The sequence below is a fragment of the Caulobacter sp. S45 genome, from assembly GCF_009765965.1.
In the GTDB taxonomy this organism is placed as follows: Bacteria; Pseudomonadota; Alphaproteobacteria; order Caulobacterales; family Caulobacteraceae; genus CAHJWH01.
Genome location: NZ_LMUL01000011.1, coordinates 12,222 through 30,183 on the forward strand (window position 1 = coordinate 12,222; position 17,962 = coordinate 30,183).

The following is a 17,962-nucleotide window of genomic DNA, read 5'->3' on the forward strand; positions in this document are numbered from 1 at the left end:
CGGGTCGCCGACCATGGCCGCCTGGGACGTCTGGAATCTGGGAGAAGGCCAAGCGCGGCAATGGGCGCCAAGCTGTCGTGGGCCTCGAACCTCGCCTGTCCTAACGCGCGGCCGCCTTTGCACGGCAACTGAAACTAGCCGAAGCTTTTGGCTCTCCCTTGCCGTCGTACGTCGGGAAATTCGGGTAGGCGCAGAGCGGCCACTGCTTTCCCGTCTCTCTGGAGAATGCCGCTACCGAGACCGGTGGACGAGAGGTGGAGATCCATTGGTCGAGCGCGTCGAGCGCCTTGATCTGATCCGGGCCGGGACCGCCACGGCAATGATACATGCCTGGGGCCAGGAACAGCTGTATCTGCTCAGCATGAGGACCCAATGCCGTCTTCGCGGCCTGGTAGTAGCGGATGGTTCCGAGCGGACTGGGGCCTGGGTCGTAGACCCCATGATAGAGCAGTAACTTGCCCCCATGCCGGGCGAAGGCGGCTATGTCCGGGTTCTTCGCCTCATAGAGCGGCGCGTACGGGCTCGCCGAGATGTCGTGTAACAGCGTCTCGGGCGCGACGGTCAGCAGGTTGCGGCTTGGATCCCCGTAGATCAGGTATTGGACGGCCCGAAAGCCGAGTTGGGCGTTCTGGCCGAGCGGCGCCTTGGGATTGCCAATCGAGCGATCGACCCATTCCAATTCGCCGCCACGCATCAGCGGCCAATCCACCACTTGTCCGTCCTTGAGCCGCAGGCCGCGGTAGGCCTCGCGCACGGTCTCGACCTGCTTGGGCGTCAGGCATTCGGGTGGAAAGTGGGCCGCCTTGCACTGCAGAACTTCAGGGTCCCATCGACAGGTACGAGGGTCGGTGATCACGCCGTCTCGAAGGCCATCGTTCGCGTCGCAGGCCTCCAGCACGGCTTTGTTCACCAGCAGCGCCTGTTCCGGCGCCAGATTGCTCTGGGGATCGGCGTGGAACATCTGGGTCCGCACGACGGCGCTGGTCTGCACGAGGAAGTCATAGACGGGCGCACCCGCGATGACCCCGTCGTAGTCGTCAGGGAACCGCTGCACCTCCATCAAGCCCTGTCGCCCGCCCGTGGAGCAACCCTGGAAATAGGCTCGGTTCGCGGGATGGCCATAGTACCGATCGAGCAACTGCTTGCCCGTCATCGTCATCACGTGCACGGCCCGATAGGCGAAATCGGTCATGGCGTCGCCGTTCTGCACACCGGAGGCTGTCAGCGTCCAGCTGAGGTCGGCGAGATCGGTGCTGGGATGGCCGGTGTCGGTCTGCGCCGTGGCGAAGCGCTTGGAAAGGCCCTCCGCCGCAGCCGCCAGGGTCACGTTCCCCGCCCAACCGCCGCCGCCGAGCCCAAGCATTTTGCCGTTCCAGCCTTCCGGCAGCCGGAACACGAGACCGATGTGGGAGCCCTGTGTCGGCGACGCCGTCGCCTTGACCTCGCAATACTGGGGCAGCCCCTGACCGGGGTCGGCCGGCATCAGCTTCGCGCTGGTGACGGCGAGGCCTGCGATCGGCTGAGCGGAGAGCCCGGCGCAAGGCGTGGCGTCGGCGGCGAATGCGGGCGTGAACCCCAGCGCGGCCAACGCAATGCCGAGAGCGCCAACGCGTGCGGCCCAGAAAGTAGATGCTCCCCATCGACCAGTCTGCAGCGCGCCAGGCTTCACGACGATCCTCCTTGTCACTGCTATCAAAGCCAGGCCGAAGCTAAAGGTAGGCTTGTGGCGGACTGTCCCGCTTGCGAGGGGACAAACGGTGATGGACCTCCTTCTGGGTTCAAGGGGAGGTGAAGAGCGTCGCCTCCGAAGGTCTGCATTCTGGAGCGGGCGGAAGTCGAGTTTGGGCGCTCTCCGGCCCCTATGAACCCAGCCTACGGGCTAGACACGATCGATTGGTTCTGCGTTTAGGCCAACGATGCTCACGCGCGCTACCGACGCCGACCTTCCTGAAGCTGTGAAGCTGATCAACGCCAGCTATAGGGGCGAGGCCTCCCGCCAGGGCTGGGCGAACGAAGCGGACTATATCGATGGCGAGCGGACGACGCTGGAGACGCTCCGCGCTGACCTCCAGGCCAATCCCGCGGCGAAACTCTACCTGACGCGAAGCTCGGCCGACGGGGCGCCGCTTGGCTGCGTCTGGCTAGAACCTCACGATCGGGAGGTATGGTATCTTGGCCTCCTCACGGTGCGGCCCGATCTCCAGGCCCAACAGCTTGGCCGCACGATACTGGCCGAGGCGGAAGCTGTGGTGCGCAGAGAAGGCGGCCTGACCGTGCGCATGACCGTCGTGCATCTGCGGGACATCCTCATCGCGTGGTACCAACGGCGAGGCTACGTCCTCACCGGCGAGACAGCGCCCTTTCCGACCGTCGATCCCCCGAGGGACGACCTGCACTTTGTCGTGCTGCAGAAGCCGCTTTAGCGTCTAGGTTCGCACGAAGCCCGATCCCTCGGGAAACAGCCGCGCGAAGCTTTGCTCCTCCAGGAGCTGCGCGCGAACCGCGCGCGTGGCTTCGAGCTCCGCCTCCAGGCGTTCGATGCGCCGTTCGACCGCGTCGAGCTCCGCGCTCAGGGCTTTGGGCGGGTTCATCGTCATGGTCTGATGTTCGGCCCGCTGAGATGAACCCAACCCGAAGGGCTCGGTCAGATCGCGATCAGAATACGAATCCTGAGGACCTTCGCGCCTCCAATCAGCCTTAGGCGGGCTTACCTTTGGCCTTCGCCGGCGGCTTGGTTGCTTTGACGGCTCGAGGCGTCTTGGCGGCCTTGGTCGGCGCGGGCGCTGGCGCCGGCGCGGCCTCGCGGCCGAAGCCCAGACTCTTGGCCAGGTTGGAGCGCTGGGCCGAGTAGGCCGCCGCCACCATGGGGTAGTCCTTGGGCAGGCCCCACTTGGCGCGATACTCGTCCGGGGTCATGCCACGGATCGCCAGGTGGCGCTTCAGCGACTTGTAGGACTTGCCGTCTTCCAGGCTGATCAGATGATCCGGTGTGACCGACTTCTTGATCGAAACCGCCGGCATCAAGGTCGGGACTGACGGAGTGACAGGTTCGCCGGCCGATTGCATCGCCTTATAGGTGTCCGCGATCAGCGACGACAGATCAGCAGTGGCGACGGCGTTGTTGGTGACATAGGCGGCGACGATCTCAGACGTTAGCGTGATCAAGTCGGTGCTGGTGTCTTCGGTCATGTTTGAGTGCTCCACTATCAAATCGCATTTGAAGTATGCGCTCTTAGCCGCCGATATCTATTCCCTTCGTTAAGGCCTGAAGGCGCCCGTTGAATTTGGTTAGTCGTAAACGTCAAACTGGAGGCAGTTACGGCCTACATCGCCGCTAGCATAGCTCAATTTACATAGCCCGGCGGAAAACTAGCGTTCAGGGTTCCAAGCCCAAAACGAAGCTTGCGTTGGGAGGCGTTCGTCAAAGCCCAACGTCTCCTCCGCGCGCCGCTCCGACTCGCTCACAGCCGGAAGCCAGAGAGGGCCGCAGCTGACGATCATCTGTTGCGATCGGCAGGGCTTAGCTTGGGCAGCCGAGCAGTGTCGCATTAATTTGCTGTAACTGCACGGGACGGGGCGCCAAGTCCGTCTTCTACCTGCTCTGCGACTCCGCTCAGGCGATCTAATCGAAGGTGTGCGTGGCTCGCTGAGCGGACGCCGCTCATACCATGAGCAGCCCGCAGCCGCCATGTGAACGTCAGCTTTCTGGATGAAGGGCTGTGGCTGTTTCGGGCGCATCGGGCGCGCACCGCGCTTCGCCCTAGAATGCCGTGGACCGAACCTCGTTGGGGTCGACAGTGGGGAGGGGCCAGATGCCTAGCGCTACCTTCTGTAATTCAACTTAACCCATCACTTCTTGGATTTTACCGCTACTCCCATCACCTCATAGTGAGAGTTCGCAAGTAGGCTGCCAGCACCTAAGAATGCGCGCGCAGGCAATGGGCCTTTGAAATAAGTCCTATATACCTCGTTGAAAGTTGCATAATTTGATAAGTCTGACGCGAACACTTGGACCCATACGAGGTCGTCCATGGTCATCCCGGCTCGCTCCACTGTACGCTTCATTCCGTCAAGGATCAGTTTTGCGCCGACTTTGGGATCAACAGGTGGTTTGCCGGTAGCCGGATCGATATCCGTCGATCCCGAGATGTAGAGCGTATCGCCGGCCATCACAGCGGCGCTAAAGGCCGGGACGCCAGTCGCATTGACCGCGCCGGCCGGCAGGGGCCGAGCCTCCATCGCAAAATGCCGATTGCTGGCCTGCTCGGCGGAGGCGCTGGAAGCGCAGGCCAAGGAAACCAGAACTGCAATCTCCAATGGTCGCATATTTGTCCCCCTCCGTGCTGTGGGCAGACTGCGCGCCCTGTCCCTTGGCGGCAAGCCCATCCGGCTGACGATGCAGGTCTTAGCACCCGTTTGGAGGGTCCAGTCAGCGCAAATCCGGAGAAGGGTGAAAGAGGACCATTCCGACTTCGGCGCTAACGGAGCAAATAGCCAATGGCTTGTCATCCGTGTTGGCTCTAGCCATTCTGATCCTGCCAATGGCAATGGACGCTCGTTAGCTAGGAGCCTGAGGCTAGCGCGCAGGGCAAAGCCCATTGAACGGAGAGCGCTCTTGAGCCACCCGTCGCAGAACTTGTTGGTCGAGGCGCAGACCCTCATAGCTGTACGCAACGTTAGGGCAAGCAGTCGTTGGTACGCGGAGTTGCTTGGAGCTGACTCGCTTCCGGAACACGTCCACCGCGACGTGTATGAACGAATCTCACGTTCCGGCAGATTGCTTCTTCAGCTGCACGCTTGGGACGAGGAAGACCACCCCAATCTCGTCAATCCTGATGCGGCGCCTATAGGGCACGGTGTCGTCTTGTGGTTTCAGGTCGACGATTTTGACGCGGCGGTCGAGCGCGTCCAGAGGCTGGGAGCCGAGATTGTAGAAGGTCCTTTCGTCAACCCAGCGCCTCAACATAGGGAGATTTGGCTCCGCGATCCTGATGGTTTTGTCGTGGTGCTCGCCAGCCCAGATGGTGAGTGCGCTTCCTAGTGAGGCGGTCCGCGCCGTTAGGTTCGCCCAATGACGGCTCAGGGTCGCCAACGATTGTAGGGCCCGGCGCCCGCATACCTCCCTGTTCTGCAACAGAATGCGATGACGGCTGCCGCCAAATAGGAAGCAGCCGAGACGGAGCTAGACCCGGAACATTGCGCTGACAATGCCCCTCTGTCACCGGCGTTGGCGACAGCTGAGCAACCAATTTATTTATTTAGTCCAAGCAGAACGGACTGCATCGTCCATACGATTTTCGATCGAACGACCGGCGAGGACGTCACCAGAGCCACTCGCTGTACGCTACCTTATATAAAGGGCGTAAACCTGGCTACGGGCGCAAAATGGAACGCGGACATCTATTCCGGCGGCGAGTTAAAGGGCGTCGACATCGACGGCAACCACTTTCACTATGATCCACGCACTAAGCTTTGGAGCAATCTGACGACTGGCCGGAAGTGCTCGATGGCCACCCCTCGCCACGTCTGCACAGGCTGAGCATTGCGGCTGGAGGCGGTGCGCGAACCATCTATCCTTCCCGCGACCACGGCCTGTGTACAGTGAAGCCGACGACCCCGCTGGGCGCGAAACGGTTGTGGGTGGGTACCAGCGTGTCTATCCTGGCGTTGCAATTACAAGATGAGCGCTCATGAGGAAGTCCGTTCTCTTCACTGCAATCTGCGGCCTGCTTGGCTGCGCTTCGGGCGTATTCGCCCAAGACGCCAACCATACCGTGTCCGGTGTCACCGTCACCGTCATCGGCCACGCCAACGACACGCCAGCGCGCCAGATCGAACGCATCGGCCAGGTCGACGGCGGGGGTGGGCTAGCGCGATGGGACATGCCGGTGTGCCCGAGCACGACCGGCTTGCCGGCAGGTTACAACGACTTCATCACCCAGCGCATTGGCAAGGTCGCCGAGCAGGTCGGCGCGCCTATCGCGCTCAAGGCCTGCCGGCCCAACGTACTCATCTTCGTGACGCCAGACCCGGACGCCTTCACCCAGCGCATCGTCAAGCTCAAGGCTCAGGCGCTGGCAGGCGGCCGCTGGCCGGTTGATAAGATCAAGCTGGCAGCCTTCGCTAAGGATCCCGATCCGGTGCGCTGGCTGTATCTATCCACCGCGGTGCAGGCCTCGCCCGGCGGGGCGCCGGTGACCGATCCGGGTTTTCCGTCCCACGCTGCAGGTGTCGCAAACGGCGGCGCCGGCGCGTGCGCCTGCGGTCTCGAAGCCTTCCTCGGCGCCGGGGCCGGCCCGAGCGCGCCGCAACTCGGCAACGTGATCCCCTCGCGCCTTATGCCGGCGAGTGAGCAGGCTTTCACCCAAGCCGTCATCGTGGTCGACGCGAAGCGCATAGCCGGCCTGGAGGCGGGCCAGATCGCCGATTACCTAGCCATGGTCACCCTGGCCCACGTGAAGGTGAGGAGCACGTTCGGCGGGTCCGACACGATCCTAAACCTGTTTGCGGATGCGGGGAGCGACGCCAGCCGGCCAGCCGGCCTCAGGCCTTGGGACGTCGCCTACCTGGAGGGCCTTTACAAGTCAGACGCCCAGAGGACTTACGGCAGCCAGGTCAGCCATATCGCCGACCGCATGGCCGTGGAGTTCAAGCAATCAGACGCGGCAGCGAAGTGATCGGCCTTATTTCCCCGGCGACCGATGTCAGATCAAAGTAGACTTTCTAGTTATAAGGTCTGAATTCGCTGTCCGTGTTGCCGCTGCCAGCCACAGTAAGACCTCGCGCGTAGCGAACAAGGCGGACAAGTCGGTCATGCCGCCCTTTGCGGCCGGCTCAGCTCAAAACACAACCCACTGGGGTTGGGTATGGGGCATCCTCTGTCTTGGTCGGGTCTCCCGAATCTGACATTCCAGATGCCGATGTTGGCGCCGTGTAATTCCGTCCGGAATGCCCCAATACTTGCCGTCCGGATCGCTTTTTGATGGGGCCACGAGCGTCTGGAATCCGGCAGAAGCCGCATGTCGGCATTGGGCGCGGAGCTACCGCCAGCGCCTCACTAGCCTCGCGTTTTGAAAACGGCCGAAAGGGTGGGCTGCCGTTATGGGGCACGTGCCGATTGGCAGGGCGCCCTTAAGCGCCGCGGAATTCTTGAGTATCGTGCGCGAGCGGATTAAACGCCAACGACGTGGCGTGACGGCCTAGCTTTTGGGAAGATCCCCGGTGGTCCAGCCACCGCCGAGGTTCTCGACCAATAGTATGCTGGCCTGCAGCCGATTCTGCAGCACCGTCAGCACGTTGAGCGAGGCACTAAGCAAGCTCGCCTGGGCGGTGATGACGGTGGTGTAGTCGATCGTCCCCTCGCGGTATTCGTCGAGATCGAGCTGGAGCGCTTTGCGCGCTGCCTGCTCGGTCTGGATCAGGACGTCCTGCTGCTGCTGATAGATGCGCAGTGATGAAAGCTCGTCTTCGGTTCCTTGGAAGGCGGTGAGCACCGTCTGCCGGTAGGTGGCGACGTCCTGGTCGTACACCGCGCGCGCCGCCCTGACCTGGGCGCGGCGCAGGCCGAAGTCCAGCAGGGTCTCGGCTGCATTCCCGCCGACGGACCAGAGGGCGCTCGACGCGTTGAACAGTTGGCCGAGGCTGCTTGCGCCCGTGCCGTACTCCCCCGATAGGGTCAGGTCCGGGTAGTAGGCGGAAACGGCGACGCCGATCAGGGCGTTGCCGGACGCCATCTGTCGTTCCGCCGCCGCTATGTCCGGGCGTCGCTCAAGCAGGATCGAGGGTACGTTCACCGGCGGGGTCGGTACGTCGCGGCTGAGCGGCGCCGGGGCGATGGCCAGTTCGGCGGGAGGCACGCCGACCAGGATCGCGATCGCGTGCTCCATGGTCGCTCGTGTCACGCCGACGTTGATCAGCGAGGATTGCGCACCGTAGAGCTGGGTTTGCGCCGTCAGGACCGCCGACTGAGGCTGGGTCCCTTCCTTGAACTGGTCCTGGGCGAGCTTGAGGAACCTTTGATAGGCGGCGACGGTGTCGCGATAGATCTGCGCCTGCTCGTCGAGCACGCGCAGCTGGAAGTAGTCCTCGGCCAGGGAGGCCTGGGCGGAGAGCTTGGCGTTGGCCACGTCGGCCGCGCTGGCTTGGGCCAGGGCCTTGTCGCTCTCCACGGTGCGGCGGATCTTGCCCCACAGATCCGGAGCCCAGGTCGCCTCCAGGGCGCCTTCATAGATGGTGGTGGAGCGCGACGCCGTGCTTCCGGTCGTCGTGGCGGAACCCGTGCTCGTACCCGTGCCGCCTCCGGTCGACGCGCCGCCGACGCCCGAGGCGCTGATTCCCGCGGGGTCGTGGCTGCGCTCGGCAGTGGCGGTGGCGCCGAGCGTAGGGAAGTAGGAGGCCCGCGCCTCGGCGACAATCTGGTGCGCCTGGCGATAGGCCGCCTCGAACTGCTTGATCGTCTGGTTGGAGACCTCGACGCGCCGCTCCAGGCCGTCCAGCGCCGGATCGTTGAACATCGACCACCATGCTCCCTTGTCGATGGCGTCGGCGGGGTGGCTCGGGGTCCAGCCTGCGGCCTCCTTGAAGGTCGCCGGGGTCGGGGCGGTCGGCCGCTGATAGTTCGGCCCAACCGTGCAGCCGCCGAGCGCGGCGGCGAGAGCCAGGGCCGTCCATGGGGGGGATGGACGGCGCATCATGACGGACTGGGCTCGGGGTGCGCCCCATGGCCGGGGCCGTGCGACTGGGGATCGGGATCGGTCGCCGTCCCGGCGCCTTCCGGCTTGTGCTTGGAGCCGCGTCCCCACCTGCGCGTCCGGTCCAGGTAGATGTAGATCACCGGGGTGGTGAACAGGGTCAGCACCTGGGAGACCAGCAGGCCGCCGACGATGGCCCAGCCCAGCGGCTGGCGGAACTCCGAGCCGGTGCCGTTCATCAGGATCATCGGGATGCCGCTGAGCGCGGCGCAGGCGGTGGTCATCAGGATCGGCCGGAACCGCTGACGCGACGCCTCGCGCGAAGCCTCTTGCGCCGAAAGGCCATGGTCGCGCTCCAGCCTCAAGGCGACGTCGACGATCATGATGCCGTTCTTCTTGACGATGCCGATCAGCAGGATGATGGCGATGATGCCGATCACGTTCAGGTCTTGGCCCGCGAGCTTCAGCGCCAGCAGGGCGCCGAGGCCGGCCGACGGCAGGGTCGACAGGATGGTCAGGGGATGGATGAAGCTTTCGTAGAGCACGCCCAGGATCACATAGACTGCGATGAGGGCGGCGAGGATCAGGACCGGCTCGGAAGAGAGCGATTGCTGGAAGGCCTGGGCCGTCCCCTGGAAAGAGCCGGTGAGCGTAGTCGGGGCGCCGAGCCGGTTCTGCGCATTCTGGATCACCTCGGTGGCCTGACTGAGGGCTATGCCTGGGGCCAGATTGAACGACAGGGTGGCGGCCGGGAATTCGCTCTGGTGGCTGACCGTCAGGCTGCTGGTCGCCGTCGGATCGATTTTCACGAACTGCGACAGGGGTACGGTCTTCCCGGTGGTGGGCGACAGCAGGTAGACGGTGCCGAACAGATCCGAGGTCGCCTGTAGATCCGGCGGTCCTTCGACGACCACGTGATAGCTGTTCTGCTGGGTGAAGTACTGGGTGACCTCGTCCTGGCCGACCAGTTCGTAGATGGCGGTGTCGACATCGGTGGGCGATAGGCCGAAGCGGGCGGCGGCCGCCCGGTCGATGGTCAGGTTCACCGCCCGGCCGTTCGACTGCTGGTCGGAGCTGACGTCCCTCAGTTGAGGCAGGGTCCGCATCTCGGCGAGCAACTTGGGCGCCCAGGCGTTGAGCTCGGTCAGGTCGGAGTCCGCGAGCGTGTATTGGTACTGCGCCTGTCCCGCCCGGCCGCCGATATTGATGTCCTGAGCCGCTTGCAAGAAGGTCTGCACGCCCACCAGGTCGGCCAGTTTGGGGCGCAGACGGGCGATGATCTGGTCGGCATTGGTCTTGCGGCCGCTGTCCTTCGGCTTCAGCGCGATGAACAGGTTCGCCTGGTTGGTGCTGGTGTTGCCGACGAACATGCCGAAGCCGGCGACGTCAGGATCATGGCTGATGACGGCGCCGACCGCCTGCACCTTCTCCTTGGCCTTGGTGAACGAGGCGTCCTGCGAGGTGATCATCACTCCCGTGAGGAAGCCGGTGTCCTGCTGCGGGAAAAAGCCGGTCTTGGCCGTGGCGTAGAAGTAGCCCGCCAGCGCGAGGGTGCCGATAAAGATGACCATGGTGAGCAGCTTGTGCTCCAGCACCACGTCCAACGCCCGGGCGTATCGGTCGTCGAGCCATTTGAACCCCTCTTCGAACTTGCGCGTGAAGAGGTTGGACGGCGGCTTCGGCGCCTTGAGGAACAGGCTGCACAGCATCGGCGTGAGGGTCAGGGTCAAGACCATCGACACCAGAACCGCGGCGCTGAGGGTGACGGCGAACTCCCGCATTAACAGTCCCACCACGCCGCCCATGAACATCAGGGGCGTGAACACCGCGACGAGCGAGATCGAGATAGACAGGATGGTGAAGCTGACTTCGCTGGAGCCCTTGAGCGCGGCCTCGAACGGTTTTTCACCCTTCTCCAGGTGTTGCCAGATCACCTCCACCATAACGATGGCGTCGTCGACGACGAAGCCTACGGCGATGCTGAGCGCCATCAGCGAGAGATTATCGAGGCTGTACTTCAGCGGCAGCATCACCGCCGCCGCGCCAAGCAGGGCGAGCGGGATCACCACGCTGGGGATCAGGGTAGCGCGGACATTCAATAGGAACAGGAAGATCACGATCACCACCAGCACGATGGTGATCAGCAGCGTGGTCTCAACATCCTGCACGGCGGCGCGGATGGTCTGGGTGCGATCCATCAGGATATGCACCTTGATCCCCGGCGGTATGTTGGTCTGCAGCTTCGGCAACTGCTGGCGGATCTGGTCCACCGTGTTGATCACGTTGGCGCCGGGTTCCTTGTAGATCACCAGCAGGATGCTTTGGCCGGCGGTCAGGGACTTGTCGACGTTTCCCTTGCCCGGGAAGACCCAGGCGCCGATCTGGTTGTTCTCGACGCCCTGGGAGACAGAGCCGACATCCTTCAGGCGAACCGGCGCGCCGTTGCTGTAGCCGACGACCAGGTCGTTCCAGGGGCCGGCTTCCAGGATCTGGTCGTTGGCGTAGACGGTGAGGTTCTGGTTCGGGCCGTTGATAGCGCCCTTCGGCGCATTGGTGGTCGAGGCGGTGATCTTGGACCGGACCGTGTCGATCTGCAGGCCGCGGGCTGCGACCTTGCGCGGATCGAGCTGGATTCTCACCGCCGGCTTCTGCTGACCGCCGATGGTGACCAAGCCGACGCCGGTGATCTTGGAAATTTGCTGAGAGAAGATGACATCGGCGAAATTGTCGACCTGGTCGATCGGCAGGGTCTCGGAGCTCAGCGTCAGGATCATGATCGGCGCATCGGCCGGATTAACCTGACGGATGGTCGGCTGCGACGGTAGATTGCTTGGCAGCTGGGCGCTCGCGGCGTTGATCGCCGCCTGCACCTGCTGGAAGTCGCTGGTCATGCTCTGGTCGAGCTGGAACTGGATGGTGACGCTGGTGGTCCCCAGCGAACTCACCGAGGTCATCTGACTGATGCCCGGGATCAGCGAGAACTGGCGCTCCAACGGCGTCGCCACGTTGGAGGCCATGGTCTCGGGACTGGCGCCCGGCAGGCTGGCGCTTATCTGCACGGTCGGGAAGTCGACGTTCGGCAGCGAAGACACCGGAAGGGTGAAATAGGCGACGATACCGACCAGCAGGATCGCGACCGCGAGGAGCGTGGTCGCGACCGGACGCCGGATGAACGGGGCGGAAAGGTTCAAGGGGCCGCGTTTCCGGTCGACGTCATATGCGTCACGCGCACCAGCGAGCCGTTGTTGAGCACCATCTGCCCATCGACGACGACCACGTCGCCGGCCTTGACCCCGGACTTGACCACGGCGACCTGGCCCTGGGTCGTGGCGAGCGTGACCGCGCGCATCGCCACCTTGTTGTTCGGCCCGACCACGAAGACGTACTGCCCGTTCGGCCCTCGGTTGACCGCGGCCAGGGGGATGACGGTCGCGTTCGGCAGCCTCCGCACCCCAAGTCTCACATTGACGAACTGGCCCGGCCACAGACGCGTGCTCGCGTTGGGAAACCGCGCCTTGAGCTCCACCGAGCCAGTGTTCTGGTCGACCCGGTTGTCGGCGATCCTGAGTTCGCCCGAATCCAATATTGCGCCCGTCTCCTGGCTGAGCGCCTGCACCGGCAGGGGTTTCTTGAAGCCGTCGGAGGCCTCAACCAGCCGCTGGAATTCGCCTTGGGGCACGGTGAAGGTGATGGCGATGGGCTGAATCTGGTTGACCACGACGATCCCCGTCCCGCTGCTCGAGCCGCTGCTCGAACTGGGTCCTGTCGAGCTCGATGAACTCGAACCGCCCGTGGAACTGGAAGGGGAGGCGGCGCTGGTGGCGGAAGAGGTGTTCACGACGCTGCTGACCGACCCGCTGGCGCTGACGATGTTGCCGGGGTCCACCAGGCGCACGCCCGTGCGGCCGCTGACCGGCGCGACGATGCGGCAGAATTCCAGGTTGATCTTGGCTGCGGCGAGCGAGCCCCGGTCGAGCTCGACGGTGCCCTCGTCCTCGCCGACGGTGGCCTGCTGATCCTCGAACTGCTGGCGGGAGACGCCGCCCTCGCCTTGTAGATGCTGGAAGCGGTCCAGGTCGCGGCGGGCGCCGGCCAGGTTGGCCTCGTCCCGCTTCAGCGTGCCGTCCGCCTGCGCGACCGCCGCCTGGTAGGGCCGCGGATCGACTTCGGCCAGCAATTGGCCCGCCTTGACCTCGCTTCCCTCGGTGAAGTTGACATGGATCAGCTTGCCGCTCGCCTGGGCGAAGACCATGTCGCTGGTCCAAGCCTGCGCAGCGCCCAGAGCGGCGATATCGGTCTGGAAATCCTGCGACACCACCTTGACCGCGGTCACCGGTATCTGGTGCGGCGGGGCCTTCTTGACCGGCTTCTTATGCAAGACGAGCCATGCCAGGAGAAGGACAACCAGCGCGACGACGCCGGCGAGGACGATGTGGATCCTTCGGCGAGACCTGGATTCTGGCGGATTCATTGAATCTGCGCCTCGAAAATTTCTTCGGTGCAAGATGGGATGGAGGTTGGGAAACCTTGACGGCCGCATCGCGGAAACTTGAACGGCGACGACTCAGATCGACCGCTGGCGATTGGGGTGGTGGGCAAGCGCTTCCTCGTTCCAATCCCCCGCCGCCGATGACTATCCATCCAAGTTTGCCGATTTATGTCTGATGGGTTTTAGTCGGAGCGAATGCGTATGTGGGAAGGGCGGTAAGCCTGAGGATGAGCAACTCTTTCCGGCGCGTCAACAGTCGATCGCGGCGGTAACGTCGGCCATTATGAAGTATATAAAAATTTGAAGCTGTCGTTGCGATGACTCATCGAGTTTGATGGCGGGTGGAAAGAGTTGTCAGGTTAACTCGGTGCAGCGGCAGAAGCACAGCCGTAGCGGTTTGCTTCATGCAGTAGTGGCTAGGGTTCTGTCATCTGTGGACGGCCCGATGGCCCCTCGTAGGCGCTTCGAATGTCCGCAAGTTGGACGAACGCTTAGCGGCGACTTCGGGCGCGAAACTATCGTAGCGGAGGGGCTGGCTGAGATTTTGACCGCGCTGCGCGACCTGCAGAGCCGGCGCGACCAAGCCTCTTCCCCCGATCGGGCTTTGTGACGCTCAGCCGGCGGCAGGCCGGCCTCCATCTCGGTAAGATCGAGCTAAGCGGCCTTTTCATCGGCCTGGGCGCCAAGGAGGTCGGCGATGGCGCCGATCAGGCGAGGGGCGGTGATCGGCTTGGTGACGTAGCGATCCACGCCGGCCAGCCTCGCGGCGTCGATATGTTCGGCCAAGGTGTTGGCCGAAAGCATCAGCACGGGGGTCGCCTGAACGCCGATCGATCTTTCATGGCGACGGATGGCCTGGGTCGCCGACAGGCCGTCCATCACCGGCATCATCATGTCCATCAGAACGATATCGAACGCTTGCCGCTTGAACGCTTCCAAGGCCAGGGCGCCGTTCTCGACACTGACCACCTCCGCGTCGAGACCGCTCAGGATCAGCGCGACCACCCGGCGGTTGGTCGGATTGTCGTCAGCGACCAGCACGGTCAACCGCTCATGCAGAGCCTCAGCACCGGGCGCGGCCTCGAAAGCGCCCGAGGCGCTCGTGTCCGGATCCAGGGCGACCACCAAGGCGAAACAGGAGCCCTGACCGGGTAGGCTGTGGCAGGTGATTTCGCCGCCCAGAAGCTCGGACACCTGCTTGCACACAGCCAACCCCAGACCCATGCCCCCGAATTTGCGGGTCAACGAGTCGTCGGCCTGTTGGAAATGGGTGAAGAGCTGATCCTTCAAGGCGGGATCAAAGCCGACGCCGGTGTCGATGATGGCGAAGCGGTAAACCCGGTCGGCGCGCGAGACCGCGAGGGTGACCGAACCTGTCTCGGTGAATTTCACCGCATTGGAGAGTAGGTTGGAGAGGATCTGCTTAATTCGGCCCGCATCGCCGATCACCCGTTGGTCGGCGGCAGGCTGAAGCTGAACTTCAAACGCCAGCCCTTTCGCTTGGGCCAGGGCTGACGCTGATTCGATCGAGGATGCCACGACCTCGGCGATGGAGACGCTTTCCGAAGCGATCTGAACCGCGCCGGCCTCGATCTGGGCGAGGTCTAGGACATCGCTGAGCAGATGCTGGAGCTGGTCGCCGGATGAGCGAATCAACTCGGCCATTTCGGCCTGGCGCTCGGAGAGGCCGCTTTCGGACAAGAGGGCGGCCAGACCGACGATCCCATTCAGCGGTGTCCGAATCTCGTGGCTCATATTGGCCAGGAAGGCGCTCTTGGCCACATTAGCCGTTTCGGCGGCGGATTTGGCGGCCCTGAGGGCGGCGTCTGCAGCCTTGCGCTGGCCGCAGTCGCGGATGATGGCCCCCAGCGCCGGTCGTTCGCCGTCTCGCCAGATCGCCAGGGTCAGTTCAATGGGAAAATCTGCGCCGTCGGCCCCGACGGCCAGCAGCTCCAAGGCCGCTTCGGATCGATCCGCGCCGCCCTGCTTCAGCACCTCAAGGCGGCCCATGTAATCAGCGCGGAGGCGGTCTGGGAAGATCACCTGCAGCGATTGCCCGACCGCTTCCGCGGCGCTGCGCCCAAATAGACGTTCCGCAGCCGGGTTCCAGAAGCTGATCTCGAAATCGGCGTCGGAGCTAATGATGGCGTCCGGCGAGGAGCCGAGCAGGCGCGCCGCGACCCGCTCTTCAAGCTGGGATTCCAGGCGCGACGCGATCGACCGGCCCAGCAGGGTCAGGCCGGACGCCAGCCCGGCGTTGAAGGGGTGGGCCTGATCGTCCAGAACGCAGAGCGCGCCGATCCTTCGGCCTTGGACCTCCAGCGGCGCCAAGGCAAAGACGCGATAGGCTCGGGGCGACGGCCCGGCCGCCGTAGCCCGTTCGGGGCCCCAGATGAGTCCCGGCGACCCTAGGCTTTCCAGGAAGACGTTGTCGTCAGGATCGAGAGCGAGGTCGTCTAGCCCGACGGACGATTTGAACCAGCGACGGTTGGCGTCGGCCAGCCAGATCACGGCCGCTTTCGCGCCGACCAGGGTGCGGGCCACCGCGGTGAGGTCGTCGAACTGTTGTTCGGGCAAGGTGTCGAGCACGCTCTGGGCCTGGCGCGATGACAGCGACGGCTGCATGCCCAAGGGCTCGCAGGCGCTCAGCAGCGACAGAAGTTCCGCTGAGGAGAGCGTGGTCAGATTGAAGCTTTCTCCGGCCATCGTCGCAGGCGCTTGGCCTGCGCACATGCCCCACCGCCCAAAGCGGCGTTCTGTGATCGGCTCTAGGCTGACGGTGCGGATTTGGTGGTGGCGGGGATCATCGCCGATGTGTCTGTAAAGTTGAACGACCGCTTCGCGATCGCCCTCCAGCGCCTGAATGAACCAGCCTTTATGGGCGATGAGAATGCCCGTTACGTCCAGCCTGGAATTGTTCTCTTGAGACGCCGTAACGATGGCGTCCATCTCCCCTTGAAACCTAGACAGGATGGTCTCGCTGGCCCGGCTCACATACAGCAAGCGGCAAAGATCGCGTTCGGTTTGAGGCTGCGTCATCGACCGTGGACCCCTACCACTCGGGAATGTGGTCTGATCTCCTTAAGCTATTCGGTTCGGATGTACGGCAGGTAAAAATATCGCCAGTTGCGAGCTCGAGTCCGGAAGTACATCATATGTATGTCGAGTAGACTACACAGCGACCGGCGCCGCGCCATTGCGGCGACGCTGACCCAGCGTCGGCCATAGGCCGAGCCGTGCAACGGCCAGATGCCCTCGCAATAGTCTGGCTCAGCGCCGGTAGGGCGTTGCGCGCACGGGCGGCATGGGCCCTTGACGGCCGCCTTAACGGACTACTTCTTGCCCTTTATCGCGTCCGCCGCGCCGCCGACCGCACTCTTCACCGCGCCCGACGCCTTGTCCGCCCTGCCTTCCGCCTTAAGCTTAGGATCGACGGTGACTTTGCCGGCCGTTTCCTTGACAGACCCCTTCGCCTTGTCGACGGCGCCCGCAACTCTGTTCTTGTCGACCGTCGTAGCCTCCTCTTGCTCTTGGGGTGAATGATGAGGAGACCGAAATGTTCCGGCAGGCGACGAGGACGCGCGACAGGAAACTCAAAACGTCGCGCGTCCGCCGCCGATTCCTGCGAAGGCATCCGGCGCTTAACAGTCGCGTTCATGAGGTATGACGACCGAAACGCAGCGCGTCGCAAGCGGCGGCGACTTGGCGCGCGCCGGCCAGGGACCGACAAGTTAAGCGCAAAGGCAGTCACAGGCGGTGAAATTTGCCATCCAGCCGCGTAATTCTGAGCTATAGTCACCTCTTTACACCTAAAAGTGGTGTATTCGGTGGGTTTCTGCCCCGTAATTTCCGCCGCCCGACTTAACTTGTCAGTTCCCGCTGGAACCGGAGGTGGCGCCAGGAGCTAAGCTTTTGGACAATAGGAGTTTGCAGTGCACCGTCAGGCCAAGGAATCGGCGGCTCTCTTGCTTATAGTGGGCTTAGCCGCCTGCTCTCCTGGGTCATCGTCGAGGGGTGGGACGACCTCCCGCGCGAAGACTGCCGCTCCCACGCTCGCCCCTTCGACGCTCGCCCCTTCGACGCCCGCTGCTTCGCCGTCTTCTTCTCCGCCGTCTGCGGCGCGCCCACCAGCAGCCTTGCCGAACCCGAGCAATCGTGCGGCCGATGCGATCAACGACGCCAAGTTCACCCCACCGCTGAGCGGCTCGCAGAATGAGGCTGGCGCGCCAGACAATAAGGCGCCTCCCAATCCCATGCTGATAAAGGCGCAGGTATTATTGGACCGCGCTCGATTTTCCCCGGGCGTTATTGATGGACGGCCAGGCACGAACTTCAAACATGCGCTTGCCGCCTATCAGGCGGCGAACAATCTACCCACCAGCGGCGAACTGGACCAAGCGACGTGGAGCGCCCTGGCCAAGGATGCTGCGCCTGTCGCCACAGCCTACGCGATAACGCCGCAAGATGAGGCTGGACCGTTTGCGCCCGACGTCGGCGAGGACTTCGTCAAGCTCGCGGCCCTGCCGGACGGGCCGCAGTTCAGCCGCCCGAGTGAAATGCTGGCCGAGCGGTTCCACATGGATGAAGGCGCTCTTCTTGCGCTTAATCCCGGTGCGGATTTCGCCAAGGCGGGCGCCTCCATCGTCATCACGAAGGCCGGCGCGTCGCCCTTCGCCAAGGGCGACGTGAAGCGGATTGAAGTGTCCAAGGCGCATGCGGAGGTGACCGCTTTCGGCGACGACGGCAAGGTGCTTGCGGTCTTCCCGGCCACGGTCGGTTCTAC

General features: G+C 63.7%; 12 protein-coding genes and 1 pseudogene. 4 read left to right on the forward strand and 9 right to left on the reverse strand.

Annotated features, from left to right (window positions below):
* Positions 1-100: 100 nt before the first annotated feature.
* Positions 101-1,669, reverse strand: a complete 1,569-nt coding sequence (locus GSQ87_RS06420) for a tannase/feruloyl esterase family alpha/beta hydrolase (RefSeq protein WP_158914459.1) — start codon at positions 1,667-1,669, stop codon at positions 101-103.
* 247 nt (positions 1,670-1,916) lie between these two features.
* On the opposite strand from GSQ87_RS06420, the gene GSQ87_RS06425 reads away from it, so the two are divergent.
* On the forward strand, positions 1,917-2,423 hold the full coding sequence (locus tag GSQ87_RS06425; protein WP_158914461.1) for a GNAT family N-acetyltransferase: 507 nt from the start codon (positions 1,917-1,919) through the stop codon (positions 2,421-2,423).
* Between the two features lie 3 nt (positions 2,424-2,426).
* On the opposite strand, the gene GSQ87_RS06430 is transcribed toward GSQ87_RS06425, so the two are convergent.
* From GSQ87_RS06430 to GSQ87_RS06440, 3 genes are all read right to left on the reverse strand, one after another.
* Positions 2,427-2,597, reverse strand: coding sequence for a hypothetical protein (locus GSQ87_RS06430; protein WP_158914463.1), 171 nt, complete (start codon positions 2,595-2,597; stop codon positions 2,427-2,429).
* Positions 2,598-2,697: 100 nt separating this feature from the next.
* Entirely contained in the window at positions 2,698-3,189 is a 492-nt protein-coding gene (locus GSQ87_RS06435) for a MucR family transcriptional regulator (RefSeq protein ID WP_158914465.1), read from the reverse strand.
* Between the two features lie 660 nt (positions 3,190-3,849).
* Positions 3,850-4,326: a RidA family protein gene (locus GSQ87_RS06440; RefSeq protein WP_216839073.1), complete on the reverse strand. Its 477-nt coding sequence runs from the start codon at positions 4,324-4,326 to the stop codon at positions 3,850-3,852.
* Positions 4,327-4,615: 289 nt separating this feature from the next.
* Between GSQ87_RS06440 and GSQ87_RS06445 the strand changes: the two genes are divergently transcribed.
* A complete protein-coding gene (locus tag GSQ87_RS06445; protein WP_216839075.1) occupies positions 4,616-5,041 on the forward strand; it encodes a VOC family protein in 426 nt (141 codons plus the stop codon).
* 649 nt (positions 5,042-5,690) lie between these two features.
* The gene (locus GSQ87_RS06450) at positions 5,691-6,677 is read left to right on the forward strand and encodes a hypothetical protein (RefSeq protein WP_158914470.1); all 987 of its coding nucleotides are present in this window, start codon (positions 5,691-5,693) and stop codon (positions 6,675-6,677) included.
* Between the two features lie 522 nt (positions 6,678-7,199).
* Here the strand turns inward: GSQ87_RS06450 and GSQ87_RS06455 are convergent.
* The 5 genes and pseudogenes from GSQ87_RS06455 to GSQ87_RS06475 all read right to left on the reverse strand — a co-directional run.
* The gene (locus GSQ87_RS06455) at positions 7,200-8,693 is read right to left on the reverse strand and encodes an efflux transporter outer membrane subunit (RefSeq protein ID WP_158914472.1); all 1,494 of its coding nucleotides are present in this window, start codon (positions 8,691-8,693) and stop codon (positions 7,200-7,202) included.
* On the reverse strand, positions 8,690-11,881 hold the full coding sequence (locus GSQ87_RS06460) for an efflux RND transporter permease subunit (protein WP_158914474.1): 3,192 nt from the start codon (positions 11,879-11,881) through the stop codon (positions 8,690-8,692). The genes GSQ87_RS06455 and GSQ87_RS06460 overlap by 4 nt, the downstream gene beginning before the upstream one ends.
* Entirely contained in the window at positions 11,878-13,068 is a 1,191-nt protein-coding gene (locus GSQ87_RS06465) for an efflux RND transporter periplasmic adaptor subunit (RefSeq protein WP_158914476.1), read from the reverse strand. The genes GSQ87_RS06460 and GSQ87_RS06465 overlap by 4 nt, the downstream gene beginning before the upstream one ends.
* A gap of 765 nt (positions 13,069-13,833) precedes the next feature.
* Positions 13,834-16,218 carry an ATP-binding protein gene (locus tag GSQ87_RS06470; protein WP_158914478.1) on the reverse strand — a complete coding sequence of 795 codons (2,385 nt, stop codon included), beginning with the start codon at positions 16,216-16,218 and terminating at the stop codon, positions 13,834-13,836.
* Between the two features lie 293 nt (positions 16,219-16,511).
* Positions 16,512-16,667 (reverse strand): annotated as a pseudogene (locus tag GSQ87_RS06475) (CsbD family protein); the annotation flags it as partial.
* A 648-nt stretch (positions 16,668-17,315) separates the two neighbouring features.
* On the opposite strand from GSQ87_RS06475, the gene GSQ87_RS22430 reads away from it, so the two are divergent.
* Positions 17,316-17,962, forward strand: a 647-nt coding sequence (locus GSQ87_RS22430) for a peptidoglycan-binding domain-containing protein (protein WP_216839077.1), incomplete at its 3' end; no start/stop codon positions are given.